Below are 11,969 nucleotides of genomic sequence, written 5' to 3' on the forward strand. Positions count from 1 at the left end.
AAGGCAGTCAGTTCGCTACGAAGATCGCCTGAGGAGGGGTCCGGCGCCGAGGCCACGGAGTGACGCGTCCAACACCTCGGCCGTGTGCGCGACGGAGATCCGCGTGCCCTGCCGGGCGAGCGCGGTGGCGATCTGCATGGAGCAGCCGGGGTTGGCGGCGACGAGCAATTCGGCCTCTGTGGCCCTTACGGACATGGCTTTGCGGTCACCGAGCTCGGCGGCGGCCTCCGGCTGGAAGATGTTGTACGTACCGGCCGAACCACAGCACACCTCAGGGTCGGCGATCTCCCGGACGGTCAGCTCCGGGATGCCGGTGAGCAGGGCGCGTGGCTGGCTGCGCACACCCTGGGCATGCGAGAGGTGACAGGCGTCGTGATACGCGACCGTGGCCGGAACTGGCCGCCGTTCAGCTCGCGGACCGATCTCGACGAGGAATTCGGCCAGGTCCTTCGTCTTGACCGACAGCGCCTCCGCCCGGCCCGCCCACGTGGGATCGTCCGCCAGCAGCCTCTCGTACTCCTTCATCGCCGACCCGCAGCCCGCCGCGTTCACCACGATCACGTCCACGGCCTCGAACGCCACGATCGTCCGGCGCGCGAAGTCGCGTGCCTCGTCGTCACGGCCGGAGTGCAGGGATAGGGCTCCGCAGCACCCCTGGCTCTTGGGGATGATGACGTCGCAGCCCTCCATGGCCAGAACGCGAGCGGTCGCCGCGTTCACACCCGGGAAGAACTCCCGTTGCACGCATCCGGTCAGCATCCCGACCGTCGCGCGCCGCCCGCCGCGTGCCGCGACGCGTTCGGGGAGGCGTGGTGCCGGGCCGAGAGGCGGCGCGAGCCGTTCCATGGCGGCAAGGGCGGGCGAGAGACGGTCCAGGACGCCGCTGCGGCGGACAAGCCGGTCGAGCCCCGTCTTCTGGTAAGCGCGGAGCGGGCCGCGCAGGGCCCGGAGGCGAGCGGGGTACGGGAAGAGCTTGAAGACCACCTCGCGGATAAGGCGCTCCTTGGCCGAACGGGGATGCTCGCGTTCCACCTCGGCCCGGGTCAGCTCGATCAACCGGTCGTACTGGACACCGGACGGGCACGCCGTCACGCACGCCATGCAGCCCAGGCACCGGTCGAAGTGCTCGACCATCGGCCCGCTCAGCGGCGTGCCCTCCGCGTGCTGCTGCATCAGATGGATGCGCCCGCGCGGTGAGTCCATCTCCTCGCCCCACAGCACGTACGTGGGGCACGTGGGCAAGCAGAACCCGCAGTGCACGCAGTCCCCGAGCAGATTGGGGAGCTCACCTCCACCGAGCAGGTCCGGCGGCGTGGCCCCGGGCGATCCAACGACCGGCTCGGGGAGGTCCTGGGGTGTGGTCATCAGATTCCTCCCACAAAGCGGCCAGGGGACAGCCGGTGCTCCGGATCGAACTGGTCCTTCACCCGGCGCATCAACGTCAACGCAGGCACAGGCCCCCACACATCGTCAGCCGTGCGAACACCTTCAGGCGCATACCGCACGACGGCACCGCCCCGGTGGCGGACGAGTGTCGCACGCAGGCGCGTCAGCACTTCAGCTACCTCACCTGCATCCGCCGTCAACCCCACGTACCCCTTCCCAGACGCCGACCACCGCACCTGGCAACCCCCCATCTCGGCCAACGCCGCGCCAGTCTCGGCCACAGGCGCCTCCGTCAAGGCAGAGGGAGGGGCGGTTACTTCGATGAGGGTCGTTCCGTCGGGATAGGTGCCCCACCAGGCGGGTGCCTCCTGGCTGATGTTGGCGTCGGGTCCCAGGAGGTTTGCCACGTGGGTGGAACGGGCCGCTACGCCCTCTGGGACGCCCTCCAGGAGGACGCCCAGCGTGATGCCTTCTGGGGAAGCCTCGCATTCGAGGGCGCTCGGGACGACGGGGGAGTGCAGTACGGCTTGGACAGCCTCGTGAGCCTTGGCGGCGTCTGGGACGGGGGCCGTGATGTAGGCGTGGGCAGAGGGCACCGGGTGCAGCCGGAAGGCGGCCTCGACGATGAGGCCCAGCGTTCCGTACGACCCAGCGAAGAGCCGCCCTAGGTCGTATCCCGCCACGTTCTTGACGACCTTGCCGCCCGAACGTGCGATCTGGCCGTCCGCCCGCACGATGGTGAGGCCGATGACCAGGTCGCGGGGCGATCCGTACAGCAGCCGGAGGGGACCGGCGGCGCCGGTGGCGATCGTTCCGCCGACCGTGGAGCCGGGGAGGGGCGCGTCGAGCGACAGGCGCTGGCCGCGTTCGGCCAGGACCTCGGCGAGCCGCTCCGTCGTGAGCCCGGCTTCGGCCTTGACAACCAGGTCACCGGCGGTGTGTTCGATGACGCGGTCCAGCCGCGACGTGTCGAGGAGCAGATCGCAGCGATCCGGCGGCAGGCCCCAGTCGAGGCGCGTCTCGCCGCCCCGGGGGATGACGGCGAGCCCCTGCTCGGCCGCGACCCGCATGACCTCGGCGGCCTCGGCCACCGTCGCGGGCGCGGCCACGAAACGCGGGGCTACGCCGAGGACGCCTTCCTCGGGCTCTCCCGGCCGTACGTCACCGCAGACCTTCGCCAGCGCGTCCAGAGGGCCGCCCATCAGATGTCCGCCTTTCGGCCGCCCATCAGAAGATGTCCGCCTTTCCTTCGTACGGGTGCGGGCCCTTCCGCACGCCCGGCACCTCGCCGCAGAGGCGGGGTGTCGGGAACACCTTGCCCGGGTTGCACAGACCGGCGGGGTCGAAGCCGCAGCGCACCATCTGCATTGTGTCGAGGTCGGCCTCGCTGAACATGCGCGGCATGTAACGCGCCTTGTCGACGCCGACCCCGTGCTCGCCCGTGATGGAGCCGCCGTGCTCGATGCAGAGATCGAGGATCCTGCCGGAGACCTCTTCGGCGCGTTCAGCCGCGCCTGGCTCGGCGTCGTCGAAGAGAACGAGGGGATGCAGATTGCCGTCGCCCGCATGGAAAACGTTGGCGACGCGTACACCCGACTCTGCCGAGAGCGCGTCGATGCTGGCGAGGACCTGGGGGAGCGCCGTACGGGGAATCACGCCGTCCTGGACGATGTAGGCGGGGCTGATCCTGCCTACGGCGGCGAACGCGGATTTACGGCCCTTCCAGATCAGTGCCCGCGCGGCGTCGTCGGCGGCGATGCGGATCTCGAACGCGCCGGCCTCGCGGCACAGCCGTTCGACCTCGGCGAACTGGGCCGCGACCTCGGGCTCGGGGCCGTCGAGTTCGACGATGAGGACGGCTCCGGCGCCGGGCGGGTAGCCGCACGCGACCGATGCCTCGGCGGCCTCGATGGACAGCGCGTCCATCATCTCGATCGCCGCCGGCACGACGCCCGCGCCGATGATGGCCGAGACGGCCTTGCCGCCGGCCTCGATCGAGTCGTAGGCGGCGAGGAGCGTCTGCACGGTCTCGGGTACGCGCGTCAGCCGGACCGTGATCTTGGTCGCGATGCCGAGCGTGCCCTCAGAGCCGACGAACGCGCCCAGGAGGTCATAGCCGGGGTCGCCCGCGGCCAGGGTGACCAGTTCGCCGTCGGGCGTCACGATCTCGCAGGCGAGGACGTGGTGGGCTGTGAAGCCGTACTTGAGGCAGTGGGCGCCGCCGGAGTTCTCCGCCACGTTGCCCCCGACCGAGCAGATCTGCTGGCTGGAGGGGTCAGGTGCGAAGTAGTAGCCGTACGGACGGACGGCGCGGGTCACATCGAGATTGATCACGCCGGGCTCGACGACGGCGCGCTGGTTCGGAATGTCGATCTCCAGGATGCGGCGCATCCGGGACGTGACGATCAGCACGCCGTCCGTCCGGGGGAGCGCGCCGCCCGACAGCCCGGTGCCCGAACCGCGCGCCACGTACGGGATGCCCGCCGCAGCGCACTCCCGTACGACCGCCGCGATCTGCTCGGCGTTCTCGGGCAGCACGACGATCGCGGGCATGGCGCGATGGTTGGTCAGGCCATCGCACTCGTAGGTCCGCAACCGCACCGGATCGGTGATGACCGCCTCGTCGCCGAGCACCCCTGCCAGGCGCCCCGCGAGCGCAGGGAGTGTCGTTTCCATCCCCGCCCACCTCCCCTCGCCCTTTGAGCCCTCGCCCTTTCAGCTTCCTCCCCCGAGACGAACGACTGCAAGATCACCCGGATGCCGCCTACGGGAAGATGCCGCCTACGGGAAGTGGACGTACGCGGGAGTGGTCAGGAACTCTTTGTACTCGTCCGCGAGCGTGACGTCCTTGAAGAGCGTCACGGCCTCGTTGAAACGCGGCTCGTTGTACGCGTCGCCCAGTTCCTCGCGGATCTTGGCGACCTCCTCGTCCAGGATCTGCTCGACCCATTCCTTGGTGATCTTCTGGCCCTCCTTCGTGGAGATGCCGTTGTAGATCCACTGCCACACCTGGGAACGAGAGATCTCCGCCGTGGCGGCGTCCTCCATCAGGTTGTGGATCGCCACCGCGCCCGACCCGTTCAGCCAAGTCGCCAGGTAGCGAAGCGCCACGTCGACGTTGCCGCGCAGGCCCGTCTCGGTGATGTCGCCCGGCGTCGCGGACACGTTGAGCAGGTCGGCGGCCGAGACCCGGACGTCCTCGCGGAGCCGGTCGCGCTGGTTGGGCTTGTCGCCGAGCACGCCGTCGAAGACCTCACGGCACACCGGGACGAGGTCGGGGTGCGCGACCCAGGAGCCGTCGAAACCGTCGTTCGACTCGCGGGTCTTGTCCGCCGTGACCTTCTCCAGCGCGATCTTGTTGACCTCCTCGTCCTTGCGGGACGGGATGAACGCGGCCATGCCGCCGATCGCGTGGGCGCCGCGCTTGTGGCAGGTGCGCACCAGCAGCTCGGTGTACGCGCGCATGAAGGGGGCGGTCATGGTGATCGCGTTCCGCTCGGGCAGGACGAAGTCGGCGCCGCGGTCCCGGAACTTCTTGATGACCGAGAAGAGGTAGTCCCAGCGGCCCGCGTTCAGGCCGGCGGAGTGGTCGCGGAGCTCGTAGAGGATCTCCTCCATCTCGAACGCGGCCGGGATGGTCTCGATCAGCACGGTGGCGCGGATGGTGCCGCGCGGGACCTCCAGGGTGTCCTGGGCGATGTTGAACGCGTCGTTCCAGAGCCGTGCCTCGAGGTGGCTCTCCATCTTGGGCAGGTAGTAGTACGGGCCCTTGCCCTTCGCCAGCTGGCGGCGCGCGCTGTGGAAGAAGTACAGGGCGAAGTCGAACAACGACCCTGACACGGGCTCGCCGTCCACCAGGAGGTGCTTCTCCTCCATGTGCCAGCCGCGGGGCCGGACCACGATGGTGGCCAGTTCGTCGTCGGCCTTGAGCGCGTAGGACTTGCCGGACTTGGGGTCGGTGAAGTCGATCGTGCGGTCGAGGGCGTCGCGCAGGTTGAGCTGGCCCTCGATCATGTTGTCCCAGAGCGGGGTGTTGGCGTCCTCGAAGTCGGCCAGCCACACCTTGGCGCCGGAGTTGAGCGCGTTGATCGTCATCTTCCGGTCGGTCGGCCCGGTGATCTCCACGCGGCGATCCTCCAGGCCCGGTGCCGGAGTGGCCACCCGCCAGGTCTCGTCGGCGCGGATCTCGGCGGTCTCCGGCAGGAAGTCCAGGGTGCCGCCCGCGGACAGGCGCGCCTGCCGGTCGGCGCGGGCCTGCAGAAGCTCCTTGCGCCGGGTGCCGAGCTCGCGCTGCAGCGTGGCGACCAGGCTGAGCGCCTCGGGCGTCAGGATCTCGTCGTACCGCGCGTTGATGGGGCCGGTGACCTCCACGCCTTCGAGTGCAGCCATCTGCCCTGCCCTTTCGTATAGTGAAATTCTGCTTCTGTTGTGTGGAGAACGCTACTCGCCGGTATGGGAGCAGGTCAAAGCGGGTGGCCAAGCCCGCAAGACCTACGACCTGCCGACTTACCCGTCCCAGTCCTAAGCGCACCCTGCCGATGGCGAGGGGATGAGGTTCGTCGGGTGGGAACTCCGGGTGGGCCGTGTAGCTCCCGGGGTATCCCCGTAGCCCCCGGGGTAGCTCCGGGTGGCTGGGTATCCCCGGGTGGGCTGGGTATCCCCGAGTGGCGGGGTGATAATCAACTGTCCGTGTGGTCGTGGCCGTGAGACGATCGCCGGGATGTGAGGGAAGACGCACCCGCGCGGCGGTGTTGAACAAGACATATGACTCACGTTTTCTTCGCAGACCAGGAGACCAAGATCCGCAACGAGATCGAGCGGGACGAGATCGAGAGCTTCGAGGGTTCGAACGTCGCCGGCGGCCTCGACGGCGACGCCGAGTTCGACGAATTCACTGACCTCACCGACTTCGACGGCGAGCCGATGACCGGCGACCTCGACCTTGAGGACCGGCGCGCCCTGCGCCGCGTCGCCGGGCTCTCCACCGAACTGACCGACGTCACCGAGGTCGAATACCGGGCTCTGCGGCTCGAACGGGTCGTCCTGGTGGGCGTCTGGACCGAAGGCACCGCCGACGAGGCGGAGAACTCCCTCCGCGAGCTCGCGCTGCTCGCCGAGACGGCGGGCTCGGAGGTGCTCGAGGGCCTGAGCCAGCGCCGCACCCGCCCCGACGCCGCCACGTACATCGGCTCCGGCAAGGCAGCCGAGCTGCGCGACATCGTCATCTCCACCGGCGCCGACACCGTCATCTGCGACGGCGAGCTGGCGCCCAGCCAGCTGCGGCACCTCGAAGAGATCGTCCAGGTCAAGGTCATCGACCGGACCGCGCTGATCCTCGACATCTTCGCCCAGCACGCCAAGAGCCGCGAGGGCAAGGCCCAGGTCGAGCTCGCTCAGCTCGACTACCTCCTTCCCCGCCTCCGCGGCTGGGGTGGCAACCTGTCCCGCCAGGTCGGCGGACGGGCCGCCGGAGGCGTCGGCATCGGCGGCCGCGGCCCCGGTGAGACCAAGATCGAGCTGGATCGGCGCCGGATCCGTACGCGCATGGCCAAGCTGCGCCGCCAGATCGCCGAGATGGCCAAGTCCCGCGACACCAAGCGCGGCGAGCGGCGCCGCAACGCGGTCCCGGCCGTGGCGATCGCCGGCTACACCAACGCGGGCAAGTCGTCGCTGCTCAACCGGCTGACCGGTGCCGGGGTGCTGGTGGACAACGCGTTGTTCGCCACCCTCGACCCGACCGTCCGGCGTGCGGAGACCCCGAGCGGCCGCGCCTACACCCTGGCCGACACCGTGGGGTTCGTGCGGCACCTTCCGCACCAGCTCGTCGAGGCGTTCCGTTCGACGCTGGAAGAGGTCACCGACGCCGGGCTGATCCTGCACGTGGTCGACGGGTCCGACGCCGACCCCGAGGCCCAGCTCGAGGCGGTACGCGTCGTCCTCCGCGAGATCGGCGCCGACTCGATCCCCGAGATCGTGGTCATCAACAAGGCCGACGCCGCCGACGACCTCACGCTGGCCCGCCTCCAGCGCCGTGAGCCGCACAGCGTCGTCGTCTCCGCCCGTACGGGCCAGGGCATGGAGGAGCTCCGCGCGCTCATCGAGCGTGACCTGCCGGGCCTGGAGCGCGAGTTCCACGTCGTCGTCCCGTACGACCGCGGTGACCTGGTGGCCCAGGTGCACGAGCGCGGCGAGGTCATCAAGCAGGACCACGTCGCCGAAGGCACCGTCCTCCACGCGCGCGTACCCGCTGACCTGGCCGGAGACCTCGAACGGTACGTGGAGCAAACAGTCACAACGTCCTAACCTTTGCACCGTTCTAACATCACTCTCCGGAGTGGTGTGATGCATCCGAACGAGGCCATAGGGTCCTAGCGGGTCGGATGAGGCCGCTGGTCCCATCCGCACCCAGGCGTCGTGCGCCTCCCTGCCGGACCGAGTCCATCGGTCCGGTGACCTGCGGGCGAGACCGGTTCCATCGGTCTCGTCCGAATTCCGGTCCGCGTGCACTTGTGTGGAGGCTTAGCCATCCAAGCGACAACAGCCTGTTTTGCCTTCTGTTCCCTTTTAGGGTGCGGCGGGGAAACCACGAGTCGTCCGTGTCAAACCGAGGCGGCCCGCTCGTGGACCACGCGCGGAGTCGCAGGTGGGTGCCCCAGTCAGGCTTTGCTTCCTCCCTGGTGAGGGTGGGGCCGAGCCTGGCGCGTGCACCTCGTTCTGCTGCCGGCTCGGTGGCCGGCGGCGGTGCGTCGCCTCGTGTCTCATGCGTTTGGCGGGTGGCAGCGGGCGTTAGCATGTTGGCCGGGGGTCATTGGCCGAGCGGGTGGGTCGCGCCTTTGACGGGTGGATTGTCGGCCGAAACCTTAATGGTGGTCGCCTTACGGTGACAGCTTCTCAATTCCGCTTGACGCCTCTGCGAGAGTCCGTACGGTCGTAGGACTAAGGACAGGGCGTCGGAGGAGAGGGGCAGTGGCCGAATACTTCTTGGATTACTAAGGGATCTGCGTACTTTGTCTGGTTGTCCACGTCTGGTGACCTGCGCGAACGAGGGCCCCTCGCGGCCTGGTGAGCGGCGGGTTCCCGGAACCCTTTCCGAGATGGGTGCGTTTGTTGGCCAGAGGTTGTCGGTCGGGCCTCCAGTGCACTACCGTGACGAAACCGATATCTCCGGTCTCGTTGCTCAAGGTGATCAATCGATCACCCATTCCCCCAGTGGTGAGTTCGTCGGCACCCAGTCGGCGTTCGGATCGAGAGCAGGTGGCCCTCTGCATGGCATGTCTGCGTTCATGGTCGCGAGCAGGTGGCCCGCCCCATCTCGCCACGGCGTCCGGTCCTGTGCCGACCGGCGCGTTGATCCATTCAGGTCGGTGACCCTATGACGGTACGGCTGTTGACGAACATCGGCAGGCTCTGGACGGGCACCGACGTCTGCAGCAACGCCGCCGTGCTCATCCACGACGACAGGATCGTCTGGGCGGGGCCCGCGTCGGATCTTCCGCAGAGCGTCCCCGGCATCATCGATGACATCGTCGATGTCGACCACGTGGAAAACCTCGGCGGCGGCCTGGTCACCCCCGGCCTCATCGACGCCCACTCGCACCCCGTCTACGCGGGTAACCGCTGGGCCGAGCTCGCCATGCGCACGAGCGGCTCCTCCCACTCGGCGATCGCCGCGGCCGGCGGCGGCGTCAACTCCACCGTCACCGTGACGCGCGGCACCGACCCGTGGACCCTGTGCAACGCCGTCCGCGAACGCCTCCGCCAGTGGATCCTCGCCGGTACCACCACCGTCGAGGCCAAGACGGGCTACCACCTCACCCGTGACGGCGAGCTGGCCGACATCCGGATGCTGCGTTCGCTCGAGGGTGAGCCCTCCATGCCGCGCATCCACGCCACGTTCCTCGCGGCGCACATCCTGCCGCCGGAGTTCTTCGGCCGCCGCCGCGACTACATCGAGGCCGTCCGCCTCTGGGCGGGCGACGCCGCCGCGGCCGGCGCCGACTCGATCGACGTCTACTGCGACGAGGGGCACTTCACCGCAGAAGAGGCCCGCGCGCTGCTCCTGACCGGCAAGCGTGCCGGCCTCAAGGCCCGCATGCACGCCTGCGCCAACGAACGCGTCGGCGCCGCGCAGGTCGCCGCCGAGGTCGGCTGCGCCTCCGCCGACCTGCTCACCCAGGCCAACGACGACGACATCAAGGCACTCGCGCACGCCGGGGTCACCGCCACCGTCTGCCCGGGCAGCGCCCTCAACAGCGCCCGCCCGCCGGCCCCGGTCCGCGCCATGCTCGACCGCGGCGTGACCGTCGCCCTCGGCACCGACCACAACCCGGGCCAGTGCGGCATCACCTCGATGCCGCTCGTCATCGGTCTCTCCGTGGCGATGTTCGGCCTCAGCGTCACCGAGGCCCTCCGCGCCGCCACTCTCGGCGGAGCCGCCGCCCTCCGCGTCGGCGACCGCGGCTCCCTCGCCCCGGGCATGCTCGCCGACATCGTCCTCTGGGACGCCGACCACGAGGGTGCCTTCGCCTGGGCCTTCGGACTCCGCGCCCTCCGGGTCTGGCGAGGCGGGGTCCCCGTCCAGCCCTGAAAAACGATCGTTACCTGGTGATAATTCGCCTTCCTCCGCAAGGGGATAACCTCGCTCCATGGGAAGCGCCGTCGCGGTTGTCACGGACTCCACCTCCTACCTACCCCCTGGCCTTGCCGAACGGCATGAGCTCACCGTCGTTCCGCTGCAGATCGCCATCGGCGGGACCGTGCGGGACGAAGGTGACATCACCCCCGCCGAGGCGGCTCAGGCGCTCAAGGAGTGGCATCCGGTCACCACGTCCCGGCCGTCTCCTGAACGTTTCGCGCACGCCTTCAAGGCCTGCGCCGGAGCGGGGGCGAACTCCATCGTCTCGGTGCATCTGTCTGCGGCGATGTCGGGCACCGTCGAAGCGGCACGGCTCGCAGCCGAAGATGCGCCTGTGCCCGTACGAGTCATCGACTCCGGCACCATCGGACTGGGGCTCGGCCTCACCGCCCTCTCCGCCGCCGCTGCCGCGCTCGGCGGCGCCGACACGGACGAGGTCGTGACGGTCGCTCTCCGCCGCGCCGAACTCTCCCGCTCGCTCTTCTACGTTGACACGCTCGAACACCTTCGCCGCGGCGGCCGCATCGGTGCCGCCGCGACACTGCTCGGCTCGGCGCTCATGGTCAAGCCGCTGCTCAACATCGTCGGCGGCAAGATCGAGCCGCTGGAAAAGGTCCGGACGTCTTCTCGGGCCCTGTCTCGCCTCGAAGAGCTGGCGGTCGAGGCCGCCGGCGAACATCACGTCGTCGACCTCGGCGTTCAGCATGTCTCCGCCGCCCCTCGCGCGGAAGCCCTGGCGGCCCGCCTGCGGGAGCGCATTCCCAACGTCGAGGATGTCTATGTAGGCGAGGCCGGACCGGTCATCGGAGCGCACGTGGGCCCGGGCATGATCGGCGTTGTGGTGGCTCCCCAACTCGGCTGAACGGCCCTTGCCGAGCCCATCCGGTCGCCGGAGAAGGTGCGGCCGTCCGGCTGCTGAGCTTGGCGAGGGTCATGGAGTTATCCACAATTTGCTCTGGGTCTATCGCTGGTCACGGTGAGTGCCTAGCTTCGTGACGCATGAGGTTCAGTAGTCCCACTGACAGGCTGTACGAGCTGATCGAACGGTTGCGCTCGCCCAGGCAGGGAGGGAGCGGCCCGCCAAGCTCATTCGGAGGCGGCGCTCTTCCTGCCGCGTCCTTACGTTCAGGCCCTGAAGCCCCTGAGCCGCCGCTGCGTGATCGACTCGACCCAGGCCTCCCGGGCGCCCGCGCGCTCGCCCTGCTCGGTGTGATCGCGGCCCTCGTCGCCGGTGTCTACCTCTGGATGGCACGTCCTCGCCCGGAGCCGACGACTGAGGCCGTCCCCAGCCCGTCGCTTGCCGTCGCCGGCGTGACGTCGCCCGCCGCCCGCGTCATCGTTCACGTCTCCGGCAAGGTGCGACGTCCCGGTGTAGTCACCTTGCCGACCGGCACGCGGGTGGCGGACGCGATCAAAGCGGCCGGTGGCGTACGACCAGGAGCCCGGACGGACTCCCTCAACCTGGCCCGCAAGCTCGTCGACGGCGAGCAGATCCCAGTCGGCATCCCTCCACCGACGGCCGCCGCTCCTGCCATATCCGGAGGGCCGACGCCCGGGGCCCCAGGGACACCGCTAGATCTCAACGCCGCGACCGTTGCGCAACTGGACGACCTGCCCGGCGTCGGCCCGGTACTGGCCCAGCGGATCGTGGACTACCGCAGCCAACACGGCTCCTTCCGTTCAGTCGACCAGCTCCAGGAAGTCTCCGGGATCGGCTCACGCCGCTTCTCCGAGCTCAAGCCCATGGTCCGCGTATGACTCCGCAAGAGGAGGAAGAAGGACCCAGGCACGACTTGCGGCTCCTTCCTCCCGCGCTGGCCGTGTGGTTGTCATCGGCACTTGCGATCGGAATTCCGCCAGTCGTGGCGTACGGCTCCGCTGCCATTGCTGGAGTTGCCGCGATCCTGCTCCTGACCCGCTGCTGGCGGCGAGCGGCGAGCCTGGCATG

General features: G+C 69.2%; 8 protein-coding genes. 4 read left to right on the top strand and 4 right to left on the bottom strand.

The annotated features are described in order from the left end of the window. Window positions 1-15: 15 nt before the first annotated feature. From ACH34W_RS04350 to aceB, 4 genes are all read right to left on the bottom strand, one after another. Entirely contained in the window at window positions 16-1,365 is a 1,350-nt protein-coding gene (locus ACH34W_RS04350) for a heterodisulfide reductase-related iron-sulfur binding cluster (RefSeq protein ID WP_395959381.1), read from the bottom strand. Next, window positions 1,365-2,588 (bottom strand): FAD-binding oxidoreductase, encoded by a 1,224-nt coding sequence (locus ACH34W_RS04355; protein WP_395959382.1) that lies wholly within the window; start codon window positions 2,586-2,588, stop codon window positions 1,365-1,367. Before ACH34W_RS04355 ends, ACH34W_RS04350 begins: the two co-directional genes overlap by 1 nt. 25 nt (window positions 2,589-2,613) lie before the next feature. Further along, entirely contained in the window at window positions 2,614-4,062 is a 1,449-nt protein-coding gene (locus ACH34W_RS04360; protein ID WP_395959383.1) for an FAD-linked oxidase C-terminal domain-containing protein, read from the bottom strand. 105 nt (window positions 4,063-4,167) lie between these two features. Next, window positions 4,168-5,775: a malate synthase A gene (gene aceB / locus ACH34W_RS04365; protein ID WP_395959384.1), complete on the bottom strand. Its 1,608-nt coding sequence runs from the start codon at window positions 5,773-5,775 to the stop codon at window positions 4,168-4,170. A 534-nt stretch (window positions 5,776-6,309) separates the two neighbouring features. On the opposite strand from aceB, the gene hflX reads away from it, so the two are divergent. The 4 genes from hflX (at window position 6,310) to ACH34W_RS04385 (ending at window position 11,779) form a co-directional block, all read left to right on the top strand. Continuing rightward, window positions 6,310-7,689, top strand: a complete 1,380-nt coding sequence (gene hflX, locus ACH34W_RS04370) for a GTPase HflX (RefSeq protein WP_395960039.1) — start codon at window positions 6,310-6,312, stop codon at window positions 7,687-7,689. 1,069 nt (window positions 7,690-8,758) lie between these two features. After that, window positions 8,759-9,973, top strand: coding sequence for an imidazolonepropionase (gene hutI, locus ACH34W_RS04375; protein WP_151564577.1), 1,215 nt, complete (start codon window positions 8,759-8,761; stop codon window positions 9,971-9,973). Window positions 9,974-10,031: 58 nt separating this feature from the next. Beyond that, window positions 10,032-10,883, top strand: a complete 852-nt coding sequence (locus ACH34W_RS04380; RefSeq protein ID WP_395959385.1) for a DegV family protein — start codon at window positions 10,032-10,034, stop codon at window positions 10,881-10,883. A 347-nt stretch (window positions 10,884-11,230) separates the two neighbouring features. After that, a complete protein-coding gene (locus ACH34W_RS04385) occupies window positions 11,231-11,779 on the top strand; it encodes a helix-hairpin-helix domain-containing protein (RefSeq protein WP_395959386.1) in 549 nt (182 codons plus the stop codon). Window positions 11,780-11,969 lie beyond the last annotated feature (190 nt).

The sequence above is a fragment of the Actinomadura sp. 6N118 genome (assembly GCF_044326415.1).
Taxonomy (GTDB): Bacteria; Actinomycetota; Actinomycetes; order Streptosporangiales; family Streptosporangiaceae; genus Spirillospora.